The organism is Hoeflea algicola (assembly GCF_026619415.1).
Classification (GTDB): Bacteria; Pseudomonadota; Alphaproteobacteria; order Rhizobiales; family Rhizobiaceae; genus Hoeflea; species Hoeflea algicola.
The window spans coordinates 4,551,183-4,572,367 of sequence record NZ_JAOVZR010000001.1 but is presented as its reverse complement, the minus strand read 5'-3'; the positions used below and the strand labels follow the sequence as shown (position 1 = coordinate 4,572,367).

Annotated in this window: 16 protein-coding genes and 1 pseudogene; 7 read left to right on the top strand and 10 right to left on the bottom strand. The window is 60.1% G+C overall.

Features of this window, described 5'->3' with window-relative positions:
- Window positions 1-40: 40 nt before the first annotated feature.
- Window positions 41-847 carry an ABC transporter ATP-binding protein gene (locus OEG84_RS22130; RefSeq protein WP_267655762.1) on the bottom strand — a complete coding sequence of 269 codons (807 nt, stop codon included), beginning with the start codon at window positions 845-847 and terminating at the stop codon, window positions 41-43.
- Window positions 848-980: 133 nt separating this feature from the next.
- Here OEG84_RS22130 and OEG84_RS22125 point away from each other — a divergent pair, with 133 nt between their 5' ends.
- The 4 genes from OEG84_RS22125 to OEG84_RS22110 are packed head-to-tail and all read left to right on the top strand — an operon-like array spanning window position 981 to window position 5,221.
- Window positions 981-1,829: a dimethylarginine dimethylaminohydrolase family protein gene (locus tag OEG84_RS22125; protein WP_267655761.1), complete on the top strand. Its 849-nt coding sequence runs from the start codon at window positions 981-983 to the stop codon at window positions 1,827-1,829.
- Window positions 1,826-2,455 carry a TetR family transcriptional regulator C-terminal domain-containing protein gene (locus OEG84_RS22120; protein ID WP_267655760.1) on the top strand — a complete coding sequence of 210 codons (630 nt, stop codon included), beginning with the start codon at window positions 1,826-1,828 and terminating at the stop codon, window positions 2,453-2,455. Before OEG84_RS22125 ends, OEG84_RS22120 begins: the two co-directional genes overlap by 4 nt.
- Window positions 2,456-2,459: 4 nt before the next feature.
- Window positions 2,460-3,623, top strand: a complete 1,164-nt coding sequence (locus tag OEG84_RS22115; protein WP_267655759.1) for a pyridoxal phosphate-dependent aminotransferase — start codon at window positions 2,460-2,462, stop codon at window positions 3,621-3,623.
- On the top strand, window positions 3,623-5,221 hold the full coding sequence (locus tag OEG84_RS22110; protein ID WP_267655758.1) for a 5-guanidino-2-oxopentanoate decarboxylase: 1,599 nt from the start codon (window positions 3,623-3,625) through the stop codon (window positions 5,219-5,221). The genes OEG84_RS22115 and OEG84_RS22110 overlap by 1 nt, the downstream gene beginning before the upstream one ends.
- A 381-nt stretch (window positions 5,222-5,602) precedes the next feature.
- On the opposite strand, the gene OEG84_RS22105 is transcribed toward OEG84_RS22110, so the two are convergent.
- The 9 genes from OEG84_RS22105 to OEG84_RS22065 all read right to left on the bottom strand — a co-directional run bounded on the left by OEG84_RS22105 (window position 5,603) and on the right by OEG84_RS22065 (window position 18,543).
- Window positions 5,603-5,809, bottom strand: a complete 207-nt coding sequence (locus tag OEG84_RS22105) for a hypothetical protein (protein WP_267655757.1) — start codon at window positions 5,807-5,809, stop codon at window positions 5,603-5,605.
- Window positions 5,810-5,936: 127 nt separating this feature from the next.
- On the bottom strand, window positions 5,937-7,214 hold the full coding sequence (tnpC, locus tag OEG84_RS22100) for an IS66 family transposase (protein ID WP_267651873.1): 1,278 nt from the start codon (window positions 7,212-7,214) through the stop codon (window positions 5,937-5,939).
- A gap of 47 nt (window positions 7,215-7,261) precedes the next feature.
- Window positions 7,262-8,290, bottom strand: a complete 1,029-nt coding sequence (locus tag OEG84_RS22095; RefSeq protein WP_267655756.1) for a hypothetical protein — start codon at window positions 8,288-8,290, stop codon at window positions 7,262-7,264.
- A gap of 220 nt (window positions 8,291-8,510) precedes the next feature.
- Complete coding sequence (locus OEG84_RS22090) at window positions 8,511-9,392, bottom strand: transglutaminase family protein (protein WP_267655755.1); 882 nt, start codon at window positions 9,390-9,392, stop codon at window positions 8,511-8,513.
- A gap of 5 nt (window positions 9,393-9,397) precedes the next feature.
- The gene (locus OEG84_RS22085; protein ID WP_267655754.1) at window positions 9,398-11,782 is read right to left on the bottom strand and encodes a circularly permuted type 2 ATP-grasp protein; all 2,385 of its coding nucleotides are present in this window, start codon (window positions 11,780-11,782) and stop codon (window positions 9,398-9,400) included.
- An 18-nt stretch (window positions 11,783-11,800) separates the two neighbouring features.
- Window positions 11,801-15,157 (bottom strand): transglutaminase family protein, encoded by a 3,357-nt coding sequence (locus OEG84_RS22080; RefSeq protein ID WP_267655753.1) that lies wholly within the window; start codon window positions 15,155-15,157, stop codon window positions 11,801-11,803.
- A gap of 236 nt (window positions 15,158-15,393) precedes the next feature.
- The gene (locus OEG84_RS22075) at window positions 15,394-15,861 is read right to left on the bottom strand and encodes a chemotaxis protein CheW (protein ID WP_267655752.1); all 468 of its coding nucleotides are present in this window, start codon (window positions 15,859-15,861) and stop codon (window positions 15,394-15,396) included.
- Window positions 15,821-16,060, bottom strand: a complete 240-nt coding sequence (locus OEG84_RS22070; protein ID WP_267655751.1) for a hypothetical protein — start codon at window positions 16,058-16,060, stop codon at window positions 15,821-15,823. The genes OEG84_RS22075 and OEG84_RS22070 overlap by 41 nt, the downstream gene beginning before the upstream one ends.
- A 278-nt stretch (window positions 16,061-16,338) precedes the next feature.
- Complete coding sequence (locus OEG84_RS22065) at window positions 16,339-18,543, bottom strand: DEAD/DEAH box helicase (RefSeq protein ID WP_267655750.1); 2,205 nt, start codon at window positions 18,541-18,543, stop codon at window positions 16,339-16,341.
- A 208-nt stretch (window positions 18,544-18,751) separates the two neighbouring features.
- On the opposite strand from OEG84_RS22065, the gene OEG84_RS22060 reads away from it, so the two are divergent.
- The 3 genes and pseudogenes from OEG84_RS22060 to OEG84_RS22050 all read left to right on the top strand — a co-directional run bounded on the left by OEG84_RS22060 (window position 18,752) and on the right by OEG84_RS22050 (window position 20,967).
- Window positions 18,752-19,060 carry a hypothetical protein gene (locus OEG84_RS22060; protein WP_267655749.1) on the top strand — a complete coding sequence of 103 codons (309 nt, stop codon included), beginning with the start codon at window positions 18,752-18,754 and terminating at the stop codon, window positions 19,058-19,060.
- 160 nt (window positions 19,061-19,220) lie between these two features.
- Window positions 19,221-20,076 (top strand): annotated as a pseudogene (purU, locus tag OEG84_RS22055) (formyltetrahydrofolate deformylase).
- 6 nt (window positions 20,077-20,082) lie between these two features.
- Window positions 20,083-20,967: a LysR family transcriptional regulator gene (locus OEG84_RS22050; RefSeq protein ID WP_267655748.1), complete on the top strand. Its 885-nt coding sequence runs from the start codon at window positions 20,083-20,085 to the stop codon at window positions 20,965-20,967.
- The last annotated feature ends 218 nt before the right edge of the window (window positions 20,968-21,185 follow it).

The following is a 21,185-nucleotide window of genomic DNA, read 5'->3' as shown; positions in this document are numbered from 1 at the left end:
TCCCTGTTGGACGTTCGGGCTTTGCCCATTCACCCTTGGACTATTGGACAGTCGCAAGGAATTTTTGCAGACGCTCCGATTTGGGCGCGCTGTAGACAGTTTCGGGCGGACCTTCCTCCTCGATCACACCGTCAGCCAGAAACACGACATGGTTTGCCACTTCACGGGCAAAATTCATCTCGTGGGTAACAAGCAGCATGGTGCGGCCCTCTCGGGCCAGATCGGCAATCACGGCCAGCACTTCGCCCACCAGCTCAGGGTCGAGTGCAGATGTCGGCTCGTCAAACAGCATCACCTCCGGTTCGACCGCCAGCGCCCGGGCAATTGCCGCGCGCTGCTGCTGGCCACCGGACAAAAACGCCGGATAGACATCGCGCTTGTCGGACAGGCCGACACGCTCAAGCAGTTTTTCGGCGCGCGCAATCGCTTCGTCGCGCGGCACACCCATCACATGCACCGGAACCTCGATGACATTGCCAAGCACGGTCATGTGCTGCCACAAATTAAAGCTCTGGAATACCATCGCCAACCGGGTTCGGATCCGGCGCAGTTGCGCAGAATTGGCCGGCTGCTGGCCGCCGCGCCCATCCGGCTTCATCTTGATGATCTCACCCTGGATGCTGATCGTGCCTTTGGTCGGCAGTTCCAACATGTTGATGCAGCGCAGCATGGTCGACTTGCCGGAACCCGATCCACCGATGATGGCCACCACGTCGCCGGTGTTGGCCGACAGCGACACGCCCTTGAGCACTTCGAGCTCACCAAACTGCTTGCACAGGTTGGTAACGGCGACAGCGGGCGGAGACGTTGCGGCGGCGGTTTGGGCGCCAGATTGTGGACTGCTCATACGGTTCCTCAGATGCCCCGGTGGGAGCGAACTGAGCCAATCGTGACCCTTGCGCAGTAATTAATCAAGTGTATAATTTCTAAAATCGCACATCACCGGAACGGACTCCTCTATGAAATACGGATCTCAATCGATGACCGCCCCGCTCAAACGGGTGCTCATGCGCCGGCCTGGCAGCAGCCTTCAAAACGCCAACGCTGCGGAGTGGCATTACGGCCCCGGGTTTGATGGCGCCCGCGCCATCGAGCAATTCGGCGTGTTTGCAGATTTGGTGGCGGCGTGTGGTACTGAGATCATCTGGATCGAGGATTCCGGCGACGGCATGGCCGATGCGATGTTCACCCATGACCCGTCGTTGGTGAGCGACAAGGGCGCCATTATTTTGCGCATGGGCAAGCCCGGACGGGTGGGCGAACCGGCGCTGCACGCCGCCGCCTACCGCGCTGCAGGCATTCCGATCCTCGGCGAAATCAAGGCCCCCGGCCAGGTCGAGGGCGGCGATTGCATCTGGGTGGATGACTTAACGCTGGCCGTCGGTCGCGGTGTTCGCACCAACCAGGCAGGTATCGAACAACTGGGCGAAATCCTGTCCCCGCTCGGCGTCACCGTACTCGGCTATGACCTGCCGCTCGGCAACGGCGCCGACGCCTGTCTGCATCTGATGTCGGTAATGTCGCCGCTCGATGAAAAACTGGCGCTGGTGTATGCCCCGATGCTGCCGGTCGGATTCTGGCAATTGCTGAAAGACCGCGGCTACACCCTGGTGGAAGCGCCGCGCAACGAGTTCGAGGCTTCCAACGGGCTCAACCTCAATGTGCTGGCGCTGACCCCGGGCGAGGTGATCATGGTCGATGGTTTCCCCAAGACACGGGCGCTGATGGAACAGGCCGGTTGCAAGGTAACGGCGTTTGAGGCCGATGCGCTGTGCATCCCTTGCGAAGGTGGGCCTACCTGCCTGACCCGTCCGGCATGGCGGGAATGACGCGACGCGCCTTCCATCGTGAACCAGAAGCGGTGCGGCAGAATGATCTGATTGCAGCAACGCTCGACAGCATTGCCGAATTGGGGCTTGCCGGCGCCACGGTGCGCGAAGTCGCGTTCCGCGCCGGTGTTACGCCAGGGCTGATCCGTCGCTATTTCGATAACAAGGAACGGCTGGTGGCGGCCGCCTACAGATCCTTCATGGCCGAACTGACCGCCAACGCCGCCGCCGGTTGCGGCGATGGCACGGCGCTGTCACGGCTTGCAGGACTTATCCGCGCCAGCGTCACGCCGCCGGTCGCCGACGGGCGCGCGCTGTCGATATGGGCCGCCTTTACCGGAACGGTGAACTCCGACCCGGCGATGGCAAAAGCCCACCGCGAAGGTTACCAGTCGTTTCGTGATCTGATCGAAAAGCTGGTCTGCGAGGTCATGGCGGAACGAGGCGTGGCCGCGTCACCACTGCAGATCAGGCAGCACGCAATCATTCTCAATGCCCTGCTCGACGGGCTTTGGATCGAAATCTCCATGGGTGGCGACGACTTCTCGCGCCTCGACGTGGTCCGGCTGACACTCGATTCAGTGGCGACGCTGCTCGGTATCGAACCGGCGGAATTCAGGGAATAAACAGATGCATTACGCACAAATCACCGAGCGCCTGGCTCACAGCGGCGGCGCCAAATGGGCGATCCACCAACATTGCCGGACGATGAAGGCTCAGGGTGCCGACATCATTGAATTGACCATTGGCGAGCCCGACCTTCCACCCGATCCGCAACTGTTCGAGGTCTGCCACCAGTCGATGCTGGCCGGACGCACCGGCTATTCCAGTGGACGCGGCGAACCGGAACTGCTCGACGCGATCGCCGCACGCTATGCGCGCCGCCGCGCCGATGTTGATACCGACAACGTGATGTGCTTCCCGGGAACCCAGACTGCGCTGTTTGCGACCATGATGGCGCTGACCGGGCCCGGCGACGGCGTGCTGGTGGGCGATCCATTCTACGCCACCTATGAAGGTGTGATCGGCGCCAGCGGCGCGCATCGGCAACCGGTGCCACTCAGGCCCGAAAACGGGTTCCGGATGAAGGCCGAAGATCTAGAGGCATCGATCACGCCGCAATCGCGGGTGCTGCTGCTGAATTCACCGCACAACCCGAGCGGGGCGGTGCTGAGGGCCGAGGAACTTGCCCGCATCGGCGCGGTCTGCAAGGCCCATGATTTGTGGATCGTCGCCGACGAAGTCTACGAGGAACTGGTGTTTGACGGTGAATTCGCATCACCGTTCGACAATCCCGACCTCGCAGACCGTGTGATCGCGCTGTCGTCGATTTCCAAATCACACGCAGCGCCGGGCTTTCGCAGCGGCTGGGCAGTCGGTCCGCACGAATTCTGCGACAAGCTGCTGCCGCTGTCGGAAACCATGTTGTTCGGCAACCAGCCGTTCATCGCCGACATGACCGCATTTGCCCTCAATTCTGACCTCCAAACGTCAAAGCTGATGCGCGAGGCCTACAAGCGGCGCGCGGCGCTGATTGCCGACAGGCTAGAGCAACTCGACGGCATCGTGCCGTTCCGGCCGCAGGCAGGCATGTTCATCATCGCCGACGTCTCCGGCACCGGACTCGATGGCGAACGCTTTGCCTGGCGCTTGCTGGAGGCTGGTGTCGCGGTTATGCCGGGCTCCTCGTTCGGTGACAATGCCGGCGGGCTTATCCGGCTCAGCCTGACAGTGCCCGACGAATCGCTGACGGAGGCCTGCAACCGCATCGCCAGTTTCGTGGAATCGATCTGATGGCAGAGAAATCCCAAACCGTCGGTGAAGCGCTGGTAACAATGCTTGAGCAGGCCGGTGTCGACACCGTGTTCGGTATCCCCGGCGTTCACACCATCGAGCTTTATCGCGGGCTCGCGGCAAGTTCGATCCGCCATGTCACCCCACGCCACGAACAGGGTGCAGGATTCATGGCCGATGGCTATGCGCGCGCCAGCGGTAAGCCCGGCGTGTGTTTCGTCATCACCGGCCCGGGGTTAACCAACACACTGACGGCGATGGCGCAGGCGCGGGCCGACAGTATTCCGATGCTGGTGATCTCCGGTGTCAACGCCACGACAACGCTTGGCAAGGGCTGCGGTCATTTGCATGAACTGCCGGACCAGGCAGGGCTTATCCGCACGGTCGCCTTGTCGACCCACACCCTGACCGAGCCATCACGACTGGCTGAGGTGCTGGAGCAGGCCTTTTCGGTGATGACCGCCGCCCGCCCCGGACCGGTGCATATCGAAATCCCGATCGACGTGATGAAGTTGCCCGCCGCTGGCCGGACATTCAAAATGCCTGAAGCGGCCCCATTGTCGCCCTCTGTGGCCGCGTTTAAACGTGCCGCGCAATTATGCGCTGCGTCGGAAAGCCCAGTGATCCTGATCGGCGGCGGCGCGGTCCGGCATGCGGCGGCCGTACGCGCTTTCGCCGAAGCACTCGATGCGCCGGTGGTCAACACCACCAACGCCCGTGGGGTGATGGCTAACCATTCGCTCGACGTGCCCGCCAGCCCCAGCCTGGGCTCGGTGCGCAGCCTGCTTGGCCAAGCCGACCTGGTGCTGGCGCTCGGCACCGAACTCGGTCCGACCGACATGGACATGTATCAGGATGGCGGGTTTGCGCTGCCTGAAAACCTGATCCGGGTAGATATCGACGCAGACCAGTTGCTTCGCGGCGCGCCGGCGGCGCTGCCGGTGCGGGCGGATCTGGGCGCGTTTATCGCCGGCATGCTTGTCCTTTCCCCAATCTGGGCCAAAATCGAAGGCCGCAATGGCAGCGCCCGCGCAAAATTGGCGCGCGATATGGCACTGGCCGAGATTGGCGACGCCTATCGCCAGCACATCAATCTGGTGCAGCGGATCTGGGATATCCTGCCTGATGCCACCATCGTCGGCGATTCAACCCAGCTGGTCTATGCCGGCAACATGTATGTCTCAGTGCCCGGCCCGGCCACCTGGTTCAATTCGGCGACCGGTTTCGGCACGCTGGGCTATGCAGCGCCTGCAGCGATAGGCGCAGCGCTGGGCAAGCCCGGCCATCCGGCGGTAGCGCTTTTGGGCGATGGCGGATTTCAGTTCACGCTGTCGGAGCTTGGCAGCGCCCGCGACTGCAACGCAGACGTGGCGTTTCTGGTGTGGAACAATTCCGGCTATATGGAAATCGAGACGGCGATGACCTCGGTGGACATTGCACCGATCGGGGTTACCCCATCGGCACCCGATTTTTCGATCATTGCCACAGCCTATGGCCTGCCCTCGCGCAGGGTCAGCAATGCCGAGGATTTGCTGACGGCACTGAAAGACCTGCCGCGCCCCTGCCTGATCGAATATCTCGACAACCCCGACGATTGAGGGCTTTGCACTTTACTATCTCAGGCGCAAAGCAACGCTGGCAAACGGTCGCTGCCCAGTCGCCAGCGGCATGCTGCCCATACGAGACATACCAGGCGGTTTGATACGCGCTAGCGACAACACCGGAATGCGTTTGTTCCTGCCGAGCAAGCATGCGCCCGGAACTCGCGTCGGCAGTCTCATGCCTCACCGTCAGAAGCGCGAAATCCTCGTCACCTGAGCAGACTGAGCGGAATGGTATTTGCGCACAGTTGTTTCAAACGGGCCGATTATGCCGAGCATCGCCGGTAATCCATATCGCGGAAAATAGGGAAGCTTACTTCCTCCTTATAATTACTAAAAACGCCAGCAGCGGAACAACGACAAACGGCATAAGAATAATTATTTTTGATGTATATTGAACACATCTTTATTTATACTGAATTCCAAAATACTAATAACTGTGGATATAACAGATATAGTTGCTAAAAATAGGGCAAATATTGATATACTTCTATTAAAAGCTTCATCTTGTTCATACTTTGAAGATTCAATCGCAATGTCTAGCGCCCCGAATGCTTTTACAGTGCTGGCTTCTGATTCCTGCACCCCATAATATCCGGATGTTGATTTTATCACTTCACGAATACATCTATGCGCTGCGTTCCTCAAGCCATACACATGTGCTCGGTAATTACCCACCCCCGAATTCGTGATTTCCGGTTCTTCTACCGGCCTATGCCAGGACGGATGCGATGACCTGGAAGGGGTTTGCGCCTTTGAGGCGGGCGGTGTCGATGGTCGTGCGTACATCCGCCTCGGCTTGGGCGGCCCACATGGCGCGATATCCGTTTGTCACCTTTCGCTGAATGACCCATGGACGGAGCTTTCGCTCAGATGTGTTGTTGGTGACATCGACTTCTCCGGGATAGTCGCAAAACGTCAGCAGCTGATCGCGGGCCCGCCCGATCTTGGCCTGGAGCTTTTGGGCCAGGTCGCACGAAGTCGGGGCGCATAGAAGCCCGGCAAGCTGTTTATCGAATTTGCGCTTCTTGCTTGCGACGGTAGACGCAGCGAATGTGCTTATGGCTCTGGCGAAATCAAACACACGGCCAAACCAAAGCTGGAAGCGAAGAGGGAGATCATCCTCGCCATGTTCCAGCGCAAAGGCTGTATCACGCGCCAAATGTGCAAGGCAGGTTTGATGTCGATGGCCGTGAGATTGCTGGGCTGAATACCGATCAGATATCCATACCTCGGGGACATGGCCGCCCATGGTCTCGTGAACGACCCGTGCTGCACGGGAGTAATCGGGCTGGTGGACAACAGCATCCTTGCAATGAAAAACCCAGTGTTGGGCATTTGTGCCCTCGATACGCACACCGGTTTCGTCGCTGGCGACAACGCGGGCGGCTCGAAGGCTGGCCTTGGCGGCCTGTGCTGTGGCCTGGAAGCTCGGACGGGAGCGGGAAAACATGTTCATGATCGCGCCCTCGCTCACATTAAGGCCGAAGATATCCATGAACACACCGCTCAGGCGTTCGTAAGACAATGCATGGAAACTCTTGAGGTAGATCGCCAGCGCGTGAATGCCTGGCCCGAACGGCGTTGCGGTTGCCACGGCAGGTGCGGTGGCTTTTGTTGTCGTGCCGCATTGCGGGCAATGACAGGAAAAACGCCGATGCCGGGTGACATGAGGACGGATCGCAGGAATATCGATCTCGTCATAGGCCCCGGCCAGCACCATCGTATCATCACCGGAAAACGCATGGCCGCATCTCTTGCAGGCGGTCGGTTCATGATCGCGAAACATGTCGGCAAAATCCGCCAGCACCCTATTGTGGGGTTCATGCCCGGGCTTGGCTCCACCCGGTCGTGAGTTGACGCGTTTCTCTTTCTTGTCCGTCGAGGGCGGCTTGGAAGACGTCCGAGAATCCTTGGAAGGCCGTTGGAGCCGAAGCACCATCTCGATCAATTCGTCCTTGCTCAGCTGCTGCAAATCAGTCCGATCCATATCATCATGGATTCAGACATTGTGGTGCATGGCAAGGGGGTGGGTAATTACTGTGCTCGCCTTGTAATAATCAGTATTTTGTATCTTTGATATTTTTTGAGTGATTTTTTTCCATATTTATTGAAAAATTCATCAAGCCTTTGCGCTGCTATCAATGCATTCTTCTCACCACATTCGTTTAGATACCGTATAGTCATGTCGGAATTTGCAATTTCAATAAAGTCTATTTGACATTCTTTTCTATTTAAATATTCATCGTCGCCGGACAACACGTAGGTGCCAGTCACTTCCGATACTTTATTTGCAGCAATATTGACACATATTGTGTTACTATCAGACTCCAGATACGTTAACTTTTTCCGATCTGAAAAACCTATTTTATCCGACAATCCAGGTACTAATATTTGAGACCCGTGACACATGAACCAGTTGCTGTGCCAACTATTTGTTCGAGAATGTAATTCAAATAGCTCTTCTCTTTCTGAACGCAAAGAAGGTGTCTCTAGCGGAAACGAAGACAAGTCCGTAACGATGCCCATTTTACATAATTCAGAAAGCCAACCGCGGTAAATGGGCCCATCGTTTTCGCAGGCTTGATTAGCAAACGTGGACGAGGCGTCAATATCCAACTCACCCCCCAAAAAATTATAATAATAGTATAAAGATAGTATTCCGCTCTTATAAAATATGAATGTTACTTTGCTCAATTTGAAATTTGATTTGTATCTTGAGTTTTCTTCATGATGCAAAAATATTGATTTATAATCTATCTCTGACTCAATAAACTCTTCCTCAATATCTATAAATCCATTTGATCGTATTACCGATTTGTAATCCACATTATTCTTTGAATTATTGTATATGTAATTAAATGTTCCTGAGTTTATGTATTCATATCCTTCTTTAGAATTAATATGTATCTTATCTGAAATGGAGAGAACTTTTCTACAGATCAGAACAATCTTCTCGTCGCTCATAACAAAATTGTCCTTCAACGCATTTGAACCGTTCAATCGATCATTCAGCAACACTGCGGCGGCACGTTCACTAGTCCCGGTGCCACAGCGCGGTACCATATTGCAACCAGCGTGACACGGGCGGAGAAGTCAAGATCATCAATTGACAAGCACCCTCATTTCTCAGTCCTTATATGACAGTCGCGGTCAGGGTGCCCGGGTTGGTTCAGTTGTGATGTGACCGGCTGCAAACTTTGGTAAGAAATGCGTGAGCGTGTACCCGCCGACGAACACCGAAACGCCCCCACCCGCGCCCCTCGCATTATGCTTAGCCCCCCGGTTACCAATCAACCGGGGCGACGTCGACTGACTGGTTGCTGGACTGACCGCCGGCGATGCGCATGGCGCCGCGCACCGGGGCTACATCGGCATAGTCGCGGCCATAGCCGACCACCACATGATCGGTACCGGCAAACACCGCGTTGGTCGGGTCATATTCAACCCACCCGGCTTGCGGTCCGCACCACGCCTTTACCCAGGCATGCATGGCATCGGCGCCTTCGAGCCGCTCCTGGCCCGGTGGCGACAGGGTGCGCAGGTAACCACTGACGTAGCCCGCCGGAATGCCAAGGCTGCGCAGCGCGATGATCATGATGTGGGTAAAATCCTGGCAGACGCCGTGGCGGGCGGCGAAGGCTTCGGCGGCAGGCGTGTCGACCGTGGTGGCTTCGGCGTCAAAGCGCATCGCGTGGTGCAACGCCAGGCCCAGATTCCCAACGATGTCGCTTGTGGCGAGACCCGGCGACCGGTGACCGGCTGCCCAGCTGGCGATCGCGGCATCCGGCAGTGCGTAGCGGGAAGCAGCCAAAAAGTGCAAGGGAGACACCGGCCCCAGATCGACGGTCTCGGCCAGCGCCTGGGTAAGCCCCGCGAGATCAGGCGAACCGCCAGTTGGCGCGGCGCCGCCCGTAACCTCGACCCGTGAAGTGAAGCCAATCACGATGTTCCAATGCGCCTCTGCAAAGGCCAGCTCGGTAACGGCGTTGCCGAAGAAATCGGTGCGGTCCGACCGATAGGTCGGCAATGGAGCAATGGTGATGTCGCCTGTAATCAACCGTTGCCGGCCCTCAATCGACAGGGGCATGGCATGCAGGATCTGCCGTGCGCCGGCTGCCGGAGCCTCGAAGGCGTAGTCGATGACCAGCTTGATGTCATAGAGCATGGCCATCACCCGAGGTACTGGGTGTGAATTTCATTGGTCACCTGACCGATGGCTTGCCGCAGCTCGTTGAGTTTTTCCAGATCAAGGCTTTGCGGCGTATGCGCGGCGAGATCACTGTGGAGCCGCTGCACCAGCAGTGACAGATTAGACAATCGCCCTTCAGTTTGCGCACCCGGAAGCAGACTCACCTGATGGCAGATCTCACTGACATGACAGGCAATCGATCGCGGATTGAGCACATCAAGCGCCAGCAGATCGATCACCGTGTTGCGGCTGGCGGTAACCGAATAGCGGCGGCGGTGGGTCATGACGCTGTCACCGATCTCGACACAAAGCTCGAAACCGCCATGCGGGCCCGACCATTCGCCAAACGTCGCCAGCAATTCGGCCATCGCCATTGCGCGCTCAAGCGAGCGGCCGATGGTCAGGAACCGCCAACCGGTGGAATGGTACATGTTCTCGTGCACCAGGCCGGAAAAACCGGTGATCTTGCGCAACAATACACCGAGCGCCGAAGCCGCATCATCACCGGGTACCGCAACCCGGCGCATGTCGCCGACCGCGCCCTCAAGGTTTGCGAGCGAGGACCACGCATCGACTGAAAACCGGTCACGTACCTGATTGGCCGAATTCACCGCCATTGAAATGGCCTGCGCAACGGCCAGGGGAACCCCCTCCCCGGTCTCGACCCCACGCTCTTGAAGATAGGTTTCAATGGTATTCATCAGTGGCGAGCCGCCGGCGGGGCTTTCAGGCAAGCGGCTCATATAGGCGCGCACCAGCCGCATCAGTCCCTCTGAGCGTTCGACATAGCGGCCGAGCCAGAAGAGATTGTCGGCGGCGCGGCTCGGCAACAACGCCGGCGAGGTTCGGACGAAAAATTCGTCTGGCCTCACCCTGGCCTCTTCTTCGGGCAGCGGCTTGTCGGAGACCACCCAGACGTCGGCGACCGAACCGCCGCGCCGGATCGACACCGCGGATGGATCATCAGCCGACGCCGCAAGCCGGGCAAACCCGCCCGGCATCAACTGCCAACCGTCGCGGGTGCGCGACAGGAACACGCGGATACTCATCGGCCGCGGTTTCAGCACGTCGTTTTCCCAAGTCGGCGTCGTCGACAGCGACACCAGTTGCTGGCCGACCAGGTGTCGCCCCTCGGCTGCCAGCCAGGCATCAAGATCGAGACCGATTGCCGACATGTCACCCTTGAGCACGGCGCCAGGCTCCGGCTCCAAAGGCAGGCGTGTGGAATTTGCCGGACCGATCATCATTGCGTCGGCGTTGGCGAGCACATGGGCACGCTCGGCTTCACCGCCACACCACCAGGTGGCGATGTTGGGGATGGTAAGCGGCTTGCCGTGCAGCACCTCGGATAGACGCGGCAGGAAGGCCAGAAAGGCGCGGCTTTCGAGCACGCCCGCGCCCAGTGCATTGACCATTGTGACGCCGCCTGAACGAACCGCGCCGAGTAAGCCCGGCGTTCCCAGCTTGGATGCCGATTCAAGTTCCAGCGGGTCGGCCCAGATGGCATCAAGCCTGCGCCACAGAACGCTGATCGGTTTGGGGCCGGAAACGGTTCGAACCAGCAGCCGGCCATCCTCGACCATCAAATCATCGCCCTCAAGCAGCATCATGCCGAGATAGCGGGCGATGTAGGCATGCTCGAAATAGGTATCGTTCATCGGACCCGGGGTAAGGATGCCGACACGGCTGTTGTCTTCCTGGCGCGCAGCATTGAGCCCGTCCCGGAAGGCGCGAAAAAAGCCTGCCAGCCGCGCGACATTGGCACTGCGGTAGAGTCCGGGAAAGGACCGTGACGAGGCAACGCGGTTTTCGATCGCATAGCCGGCGCCCGAAGGTGCCTGGGTGCGGTCACCCAACACCCACCACCGGCCATCGGGACCGCGGCCGATCTCGAAGGCGAGAAAATGCAGGAAATGTTCAGACGCCGGTTTCACGCCCACCAGTGGCCGCAGCCATTCCGGGTTGGAGGCGACCAGGCTGGCGGGAAGATGGCCGTCGGCAACCAGCTTATTGTCGCCATAGAGATCGGCAATCACGGCTTCGAGCAGGTCGGCACGTTCGCCCAGCCCCGCCGCTAGCGCCTGCCACTCGTCGGTCGGCTGGATCACCGGCACCGGACTGAGCGGCCAGTCGCGCGGACTTGCGCCCTCCTCGTACTGACGCACGAACACACCCGCATCGCGCAGATAGTGCGCGCCACGGGAGAAGTCTCGCTCGCGCTCCTGCGGGTTTGCCGCCTGCAAATGCGCCACCAGCTTTCGCCAGGCCGGCTTTACCCGGCCCTCCTCGTCGAGCATTTCATCACGCACCCCTGGGGGCGGCGCATAGCCTGACAGAATGGCGGACCTTTCGGCATCGTTCGACATGTAAGAGCTGTTCACCGGTCAGAGCCCCGGTTTGCGGCGCAAATCGAGCGTGAACGGGAACTCCGGATGCGGCGTTTCCGGCGTCGGCGTACGGGCGCCGGGGGTATGGCCGCGATGCTCGAACCGCGCCAGCCGGCGAGCTTCGGCCTCGTTGCCATTGACCGGGAACGTATCGTAGTTGCGACCACCGGGGTGGGCTACATGATAGACGCAACCACCGAGCGGCCTTCCCGACCAGGTGTCGAATATATCAAAGGTGAGCGGTGCGTCGACCGGCAGAACCGGATGGAGCGCCAGCGTCGGCTGCCAGGCCTTGTAGCGCACGCCGCCGACCGAGACTCCGGCCTTTCCGGCTGCCGCCATCGGCACCGGGCGTCCGTTGCAGGCGACCAGATAGCGCGACGGATCGGCGCTTTCGAGTTTGACCTGCAGCCGTTCGACCGAACTGTCGGTGTAGCGCACGGTGCCGCCGATGGCACCGGTCTCGCCCAGCACATGCCAAGGTTCGAGTGCCTGCCTGAGTTCCAGCTTCACGCCTTCATAGGCAACCTCGCCACAGAACGGAAAGCGGAATTCGGCCTGCGCCTCATACCATTCCGGCCGCAGCACAAAACCGTGGTCGCGCAGATCCTCGAGCACGTCGAGGAAATCCTGCCAGATGAAATGCGGCAGCATGAAGCGATCATTGAGCGTGGTGCCCCAGCGGGTGAAATGCCCCTTCGCGGGGGACTGCCAGAAGCGGGCGACGAGCGCGCGTATCAGCACCTGCTGGGCCAGGCTCATGCGCGGGTCTGGCGGCATCTCGAAGCCGCGGAATTCGACCAGGCCGAGCCGGCCGGTGGGACCGTCGGGCGAATAGAGCTTGTCGATGCAGATCTCGGCGCGGTGGGTGTTGCCGGTGACATCGGTGAGCAGGTTACGCAACAATCGATCAACCAACCATGGCAAGGGCGGGTTTCCGGCATCGGGATGCGGGATCTGATCCAGCGCCATCTCGAGTTCATAGAGGCTGTCGTGACGCGCCTCGTCAATGCGTGGCGCCTGGCTGGTCGGGCCGATAAACATGCCGGAGAACAAAAACGACAAGCTCGGGTGGCGCTGCCAATGCAAAATCAGGCTTGCCAGCAGGTCCGGACGCCGCAGAAACGGGCTGTCGAGCGGGGTTACCCCGCCAACCACCACGTGGTTGCCCCCGCCGGTGCCGGTGTGGCGGCCGTCGATCATGAACTTGTCGGCGCCGAGCCGGGTCTGGCGTGCCTCTTCATAGACCCCTTGGGTGATTGCAACGCACTCATCCCAACTGGTGGCGGGGTGGACATTGACCTCAACCACACCGGGATCGGGCGCCACCCGGATGACATTGAGGCGCGGATCGTGCGGCGGGCCGTAACCTTCGATATGGACCTTCAGGCCGAGTTTGTTGGCCGCCACTTCGGCAGCCGAGACCAGTTCGAGATAGTCCTCGACCTTTTCCACCGGCGGCATGAATATGCACAGGCGTCCATCGCGCGGCTCGACCGAGATCGCGGTGCGGACTGCGCCGTCGAGATCGCCAATTTCCTGCTCGACGCGCTGCTGGGTCGGCTCGGTTGCAGTAAACTGGGCGACCGGCTGGGCCGCAGCATCGGCGGCACGGGAGTCGGCCAGTGCATCGGCAAAGGCTGCTGCGGCAAGATCAGGCAGATCGCCGCGCGGTTCAGTCGGATCGGCGGGATTGACGAACGGATATTCGGATTCAGGCACATGCGGCAGCGAGCCGAGCGGCAGGCGATAGCCGACCGGGCTGTCGCCGGGCACCAGAAACACGTGGCCGCGCCGGGTCTTCCATTTTTCCGAGCGCCAGCCATGGGCCGCAGCCTTAGACTGCCAGCGCTGTACCGGCAGCACAAAGCCAGACGGCGTGGCAAGCCCGCGCGAAAACACCGTGGCAATGCGATGGCGTTCCTCGGCGTCCTCAAGCTTGGAGTTTTCCGGCGTCACATTGTCGGGCAGATTGCCTTCCTTGATGATCCATTCGGCCGGGTCCTCATAGGCGGGCACCACGTGACCCTCGGCAATTCCGAGTGTATCGGCAATCGCCGAGAGCAGTTGCCGGGCGGACTCCGGGCTTGCTTGCCCGGTCTCCTGGCCCTCGTCGGCGATCAGCTCGGCATTGTGCCAGATCGGCTTGCCGTCGCGCCGCCAGTAGAGCGAGAAGGTCCAGCGCGGCAGTGTCTCGCCGGGATACCATTTGCCCTGGCCATAATGCAGGAACCCGCCGGGCGCGAAACGGTTGCGCAGCCGCCGGATGAGCTTGTCGGCAGCCTCGCGTTTTTGCGGGCCAACTGCAGCGGTGTTCCATTCCTCACTTTCGAAATCATCGATCGAAACGAAAGTCGGCTCGCCGCCCATTGTCAGCCGTACGTCGCCCTGCTTCAGCTTGTCGTCAATTTCATGGCCGAGCTGGTTGAGCGCGTCCCAGGACTCGTCGCTGAACGGCTTGGTGATGCGCGGGTGCTCCGCCATCCGCTCGACCCGCATGTCGAAGCCGAATTCCACCTCGGCGAAACTCGCCAGCCCGGAAATCGGGGCGGCATTTCGGTAGTGCGGCGTTGCGGCAAGCGGGATGTGGCTTTCGCCGGTCAGCAGGCCGGAGGTCGGATCGAGACCGATCCAGCCGGCGCCTGGCAGATAGACCTCAGTCCAGGCATGCAGGTCGGTAAAATCGTGATCGGTTCCGGCGGGCCCATCTATTGCAACCAGGTCCGGCTTGAGCTGGATCAGGTAGCCCGAGACAAAGCGCGCGGCAAAGCCCAGTTGCCTGAGCACCTGCACCAGCAGCCAGCTGGTGTCCCGGCACGATCCGCGGCCGGTTTCAAAGGTTTCTTCCGGCGTCTGTACACCCGGCTCCATGCGGATGACGTAGCCAATCTCGTTGGCCAATCGGGCGTTGAGGCCGACAACGAAATCGACCGTGCGGGCGCGCTCACGCGGCACTGTCTGCATGAACGCGGCCAGCCGCGGCCCGGCAGGTTCCGGCGTGCGGTAGATCAGCAGATCGGGGGCTATGTCCTCGGGATAATCAAACGGCCATTCTTCGGCGATATCCTCGACGAAGAAATCGAACGGGTTATAGACCGTCATGTCGGCAACAAGATCGACCTCGATCTTGAATTCCATCACCGGATCGGGAAACACATAGCGTGCCATCCAGTTTCCGTAAGGATCCTGCTGATAATTGACGAAATGCTGCTCGGGACTGATCTTGAGCGAGTGCGAGACAACCCGGGTACGCGAGTGCGGCGCCGGTCTGAGACGGATGATCTGTGGGCCCAGACTAACCGGGCGGTCGTATTTGTAATGAGTCAGATGGTGAACGCTAGCCAGGATCGACATGAGCTGTATCCGTTGATCGGGCGGCCTTGCGGCGCAAAACAGCATGCATTGCCAGCCGAGCCATGTCCACCGGTGATGATGCAGCGCACATAAATAGAAGCCAGTTATCGCTGCCGGGTTTCACCCGATCGAGGCCATAACCCGCGGGTAATGGTGCCGGATAACAGCAAAAGGGCGGGCGCAGCCGGATATACCGGTGCGCCCGCCCTTTAAGAAAAGCAGATATGAGAAGAGGTTCAGGCGGCGAGTTCGCCTTCTTCGTCAAGCAGGGATTCGAGATCGAGGTGCGAGATCATCTGCTTGTCCTTGGCAATGATAGCCGTGGTCATTCTCTGAACTTCAGTGGCGCCGACCTCGGGCACGTTCTGGATTTCGCTCTCGGCGACGGTGACCATGTCGGAGACATTGTCGACCAGAAGGCCAACCAGTTGCCCGCGAACGCTGGCGACGATGATTGCCGAACGCTCGGTGGGCTTGATGGCTTCAAGCCCGAGCCGCAGCGCCATGTCGATGACAGGAATGACGGTACCACGCAGGTTGATCACGCCCATGACATGGCGCGGGGCGTGGGCCAGCGGTGTGGCCGGCGCCCAGCCGCGGATTTCCCGGACCGACATGATGTTCACACTGAACACTTGCTCACCGAGGAAAAACGAAATGATTTCAAGACCTGATGTCTGGTTGTCGGATTGCGTCGCGTTCATCCTGCCCTCGCTTCAAATGGCCCAACTCAATACCTGCGCCGCAAAGCTTGCCGGTATCAAGATCCGGATTGTCCGGAGCTAAATAGATTTTGGAAGAGGCACGGCTTGTTTTCACATGTGCCAATTGCGGTTTGCCGCCGCTGGGAAACGCATCATGCATGAAGCTCCACAGCCTCTTCCCATGATGGAATTTACGCATGGCTTCGTTAAGAATGCGGAAACACCAAACTACAGGAATATGTGGGTTTCAGGAGCATCATGGTGAAGATTGCGCAGAACATGCCGCTTCGGCACCCACGGTATCAGGCTTGAACCAGCGTCCAAGCAGGCGACGTCCCGGGGTTCCCAGAGGCATCCACAACCCAGACAACACCGCACCCTGCCCTTCGGCAGCGCCGCCGTGGCGAAACGGTTAGATGGATCTGCATGCGACGCTCGGTCGGCGCCGCATGCAGGTGGCAGGTGCAGGCTTGTGCTTTAGTCCTTGGGCTTGCGCTTGAGGCCGCCCTTGCCGCCATCCTTGGCAGATGCGTGACCGGGTGCCGGCGCAGGTGCGGGGGCTGCGGCTGGTGGCGGGCCCTTGCGGTGCGACTTGGCTGGTTTGGCGTCAGCCTTGAAGGCAGGCTTGTCACGCTTGGGCTTCTTGTCCTTGGCCTTGGGTTTGTCCGCGGCATAAGGTTTGTCTGCGCCCTTATCGCTGCGGACAGCCGGCTTGGCTTTTTTCGGCTTTACATATTCCGCTGCAGGCTTGTCGCCCTCAACCGGGCGTGCCGGCGGAATATCATCGTATGGCCACACGCCCGGCTTCGCGCCGGTGGGCAGGTCATCGCGGGCCGCAGGTTTACGGTCAGCGTAGGCATCTTGCCGCGGCGGCCGATCGTCACGCTTCTTGCCGCCGGTGAAGGGGCGTTTCTTGGCATAATCAGGCTTTGCCTTTTCGCGCGGGCGATAATCATCTCCCGTCTGCTCAGAACGGTCACCGCGAGGGCCTCGATCTGGACGCGGGCCCGGTGCGGAATCGTTGTCGCGGGGGCGCGGGGGGCGCTGGTTGCGCGCCGGCGCTTCGGGAACACCGGCAAGCCGCGTCACGACGACATTCTTCTCGATCTTGCCCGATGGGCCGATTTCGGCCTCGAATCTTGCCGCCGCTGCGCCGGTAATTTCAACATGCGTATCCAGATCATGTATCCGGATCGAGCCGATTTCCGCCTTGGTAATGTTGCCGGCGCGGCAGATCATCGGCAGCAGCCAGCGCGGCTCTGCCGATTGCTTGCGACCCAGCGACAATGAAAACCAGACGGCATCCTTGATCGGCACATGCTCACGCGGCGCACGCTCCTGAAAAGTGCCACCGGATGAAGGCACCGGGCCATTTTCCATCAATTCTTCGGGTGCTGACCGGCCGGCATGGTGAAAGCGCATCAAGGCCACGGCAACCTTTTCAGGGCCATGCCGTTCCAAAAGCGCAGCAACCATGGCGGTTTCGTCTTCGGTAATGTCGGCCAGGAAGTTCGGGTCGTCCATCAGACGCTCATCATCGCGGGCCAGGATCTCGGCGGCCGACGGTGGCCGTGCCCACGTCGCCGAAATCCGCGCGTCGGCCAGAAGCCGCTCGGTGCGACGACGGGCGTTGTACGGCACCACCATGGCGGAGACACCCTTGCGCCCCGCCCGACCGGTACGCCCGGACCGATGTAGCAGCCCCTCGGGCGATTTGGGCAGATCGGCATGAATGACCAGCTCGAGATCAGGCAGATCGAGTCCGCGGGCGGCAACATCGGTGGCAACGCAGACCTTGGCGCGGCCATCACGCAGAGACTGCAAGGCATGGGTGCGTTCGTTCTGGCTGAGTTCGCCCGAAAGCGCGACAACGGCAAAACCGCGGTTGGAAAACCGTGCGGTCAGGTGGTTGACCGTGGCGCGGGTGCTGCAAAAGACGATGGCGTTCTTGGCATCATAATAGCGCAGCAGGTTGATGACGGCATTCTCGCGGTCATTCGGCGCAACGGTCAGTGCACGATACTCGATATCGAGGTGCTGCTTCTGTTCACCGGCAGTGGTAACACGGACCGCCTTGCGCTGATAGCGCTTGGCAAGATTGGCGATGCCCTGCGGTACGGTGGCAGAAAACATCAGGGTACGGCGTTCATCCGGCGCAGCGTCGAGGATGAATTCGAGATCGTCGCGGAATCCGAGATCAAGCATCTCGTCGGCTTCGTCGAGCACCACGGCGCGAATGGCAGAGAGATCCAGCGAACCGCGGTTGATATGATCACGCAGGCGGCCGGGCGTTCCCACCACAATGTGGGTGCCGCGTTCGAGCGTGCGGCGCTCGGTCATCATGTTCATGCCGCCGACGCAGGTGGCGATCCGCGCGCGGGCTTCGGCATAAAGCCAGGCCAGTTCGCGCTCGACCTGGAGTGCAAGTTCACGGGTCGGTGCGATGACCAGCGCCAGCGGCGCCTGGGGATGGGGCAACGACTGCTCGTCGCCCATCAAGGTCGGCGCCAGCGACATTCCGAAAGCCACGGTCTTGCCCGACCCGGTCTGAGCCGACACCAACAGGTCGGCATCACGCAGTTCGGGCGCGAGAATGGCTTCTTGCACCGGTGTGAGCGCATCATAGCCGCGCTTTGTCAGCGCATCACTGATTGCTGAATGAATATCTGTCCTGGGCGTCATCGTGTTCTTTCAATTGAAATTTGCCGGGCCGGCGGGATCGCTAGTGGAAGGCGTTCAACCACGGCTGCGGCGGATCGCTGCGGTATAGGGCATCAAAGCGGAGGTTCAAAGCGGCAATTTCGCGGGGCAGCCCGCAAATTATCTGGATAATCGCCCCCGATCAGTCAATCAGTGGGGAACCAAGGCAGTGGTGCGGCGTTATTGTGGCATGAAAAAGACCGTTCTCATATCCGCCGCTGTTCTCGCCCTGGGTGTTGCCGCTATTGCAGCCGACGAGCGCAGCATTGTCCCGCAAACAGCCACTGCGAACATTGCCATGACGTCGCTTTCGCCGCGGGTTTCAACCGTACTGCATACCTCGGATGCTTTTGACGCCGTACATTCCGACAAACAGCACCCGGGCGCGGCCCGTCTGGTGTTGTCTCCAACAACCGCAAAAACCGATGCTTGTGAGAAAGCCAACTGGCCCTACTACCCCGCCGATTGCCTGGAACGGGTGGAAACGTCTCAACTCTAAGTAACCCGAAGGCGGGAACCGCGATTGCGGCGCTGCACGCGGGGGGCGACCCGATCGCCGCTATAGAAATCGATACCCGCATTCTTGACCGCTCCAGAACGATGCCGCAGAACTTCGTTCAGCGAAGCTAAGCCGGCTTCGGTCTATCTTGGAGCAGGGCATGTCGAATTCGCATTTTGTCATCACGCTGGGTTGCGCCGATCAACCGGGCATCGTCGCAGCAATCACTGCAGAACTGGCGCGGCTGGGCGCCAATATTGCGGAATCGGGCCAATTCTGGGACCGCAGAATCCAACCGGTTCTTCATGCGGATTGCGATTGAAGCACCTGCGGGGACGCAATCCGATGCCATTTCCGCGGCACTGCAGGAACCGGTCACCCGTTTTGACATGCAGCTCGACATCAACAACCGAGCCAAACGCCCAAAGATCATCATCATGGTCTCGAAATTCGATCACGCCCTGCTGCATCTGATCTACCAGATCCGCGTCGGCTGGCTCGACGCCGAAGTGGTGGCGGTCGTCTCCAATCACGATGACAGCCGAAAACGGGCCGAGAGCGAGGGCCTGACATTTCACCACTGGCCTGTAACCCGCGACACGAAAGCTGCGCAGGAACAGAAACTGATCGATCTGGTAGAGGAAACCGGCGCCGATCTGGTGGTGCTTGCGCGCTACATGCAGGTGCTGTCCGACAATTTGTCACGTGAGCTGTCGGGCAAGGTAATCAACATCCATCACTCGTTCCTGCCCAGTTTCAAGGGCGCCAAGCCCTACCACCAGGCCCACGAGAGGGGCGTCAAGCTGATTGGTGCGACGGCACATTACGTGACGGCCGACCTTGATGAAGGCCCGATCATCGAGCAGGAGACCGAACGCGTCAGCCACGCCATGACCGGCGACGATCTGGTCGCCACCGGCCGTGATATCGAAGCCCGGGTGCTGGCGCGAGCTGTAAAGTTGCATCTTGAATCGCGGGTGATGCTCAATGGCCGCAAGACCGTGGTGTTCGGATGAGCTCCCATGAACTGGGATGACATCCGGGTTTTCCTCGCCGTGGCACGCTCCGGACAAATCCTCGGAGCGGCTCGGCGGCTGGGGATCAACCATGCCACCGCGGCGCGACGGCTGACTTCGCTGGAGAGCGCGCTTGACGCGCAGCTCATCGTGCGCCGCACCAATGGCTGCGGGCTCACGGGTGAAGGTGAAGCCTTCCTGGTCCATGCCGAACGGATGGAAGCCGAGATGCTCGCCGCCCAAGCCAACCTGGGACGCACCGACAGCGCCATTTCGGGCACCGTGCGGATTGGTGCGCCTGACGGTTTCGGTGTGTCGTTCCTGGCGCCAAGACTGGGCAGCCTGATCGCACGCCATCCGGATTTGCGGCTGCAACTGGTGCCGGTACCGCGCAGCTTCTCGCTGCCGCAACGCGAGGCCGATATCGCTATCACCGTCGAGCGGCCATCCGGTGGCCGACTGGTGGCGCGCAAACTGGTGGATTATTCACTGGCGCTCTATGCCTCGCGGGGTTACCTGCAAGCTCACGGAACGCCAACCCGGACGGAAGACCTCAAAGATCACCGGCTGATCAGCTATGTCGAAGACCTGATCTTTTCGCCGTCATTGCATTTCACCCGCGACATCCTGCGCAACTGGACGGCACAACTGGAAATTTCCAGTGCGACCGGACAAACCGAAGCGGTGCGTTCGGGCGCAGGCATCGCCGTGCTGCACGATTATATTGCCGTGGCCGACCCGGATCTGGTCCGGCTGCTGCCCGACCACCGGATCGAGCGGTCCTATTACATGGTCTATCATGAATCGGCGCGAGACCTGGCGCGGGTGCGCACCGTGGCCGATCACATCTCCGCTATCGTCCATGAACACAAGGCGGATTTCTTCTTGTAGCCGCAGTAGGCTTACATCAAGGCAAATCGACGCTGAAAAAACAAAACGCCTGCCGGGTCAGACCCGACAGGCGCTTGTAGTATGTCGGGACGTCGAACCGGTGCTTGGGAGGAGGATCCCGGCTCAATGTGTCCCGACTGATGCCCCGCCGAACTGGGAGGAGGAGGTGTTCGACGCGGCGTTGATTGGGATATGGGACATCAAATGCTGCGATGCAA

Bases quoted from the DNA above. Each gene is read 5' to 3' on its own strand.
- OEG84_RS22130 (WP_267655762.1), bottom strand. From the start codon at position 847: ATGAGCAGTCCACAATCTGGCGCCCAAACCGCCGCCGCAACGTCTCCG.
- OEG84_RS22125 (WP_267655761.1), top strand. From the start codon at position 981: ATGACCGCCCCGCTCAAACGGGTGCTCATGCGCCGGCCTGGCAGCAGC.
- OEG84_RS22120 (WP_267655760.1), top strand. From the start codon at position 1,826: ATGACGCGACGCGCCTTCCATCGTGAACCAGAAGCGGTGCGGCAGAAT.
- OEG84_RS22115 (WP_267655759.1), top strand. From the start codon at position 2,460: ATGCATTACGCACAAATCACCGAGCGCCTGGCTCACAGCGGCGGCGCC.
- OEG84_RS22110 (WP_267655758.1), top strand. From the start codon at position 3,623: ATGGCAGAGAAATCCCAAACCGTCGGTGAAGCGCTGGTAACAATGCTT.
- tnpC (WP_267651873.1), bottom strand. From the start codon at position 7,214: ATGGATCGGACTGATTTGCAGCAGCTGAGCAAGGACGAATTGATCGAG.
- OEG84_RS22095 (WP_267655756.1), bottom strand. From the start codon at position 8,290: ATGGTACCGCGCTGTGGCACCGGGACTAGTGAACGTGCCGCCGCAGTG.
- OEG84_RS22090 (WP_267655755.1), bottom strand. From the start codon at position 9,392: ATGCTCTATGACATCAAGCTGGTCATCGACTACGCCTTCGAGGCTCCG.
- OEG84_RS22085 (WP_267655754.1), bottom strand. From the start codon at position 11,782: ATGTCGAACGATGCCGAAAGGTCCGCCATTCTGTCAGGCTATGCGCCG.
- OEG84_RS22080 (WP_267655753.1), bottom strand. From the start codon at position 15,157: ATGTCGATCCTGGCTAGCGTTCACCATCTGACTCATTACAAATACGAC.
- OEG84_RS22075 (WP_267655752.1), bottom strand. From the start codon at position 15,861: ATGAACGCGACGCAATCCGACAACCAGACATCAGGTCTTGAAATCATT.
- OEG84_RS22070 (WP_267655751.1), bottom strand. From the start codon at position 16,060: ATGCGTAAATTCCATCATGGGAAGAGGCTGTGGAGCTTCATGCATGAT.
- OEG84_RS22065 (WP_267655750.1), bottom strand. From the start codon at position 18,543: ATGACGCCCAGGACAGATATTCATTCAGCAATCAGTGATGCGCTGACA.
- OEG84_RS22060 (WP_267655749.1), top strand. From the start codon at position 18,752: ATGAAAAAGACCGTTCTCATATCCGCCGCTGTTCTCGCCCTGGGTGTT.
- OEG84_RS22050 (WP_267655748.1), top strand. From the start codon at position 20,083: ATGAACTGGGATGACATCCGGGTTTTCCTCGCCGTGGCACGCTCCGGA.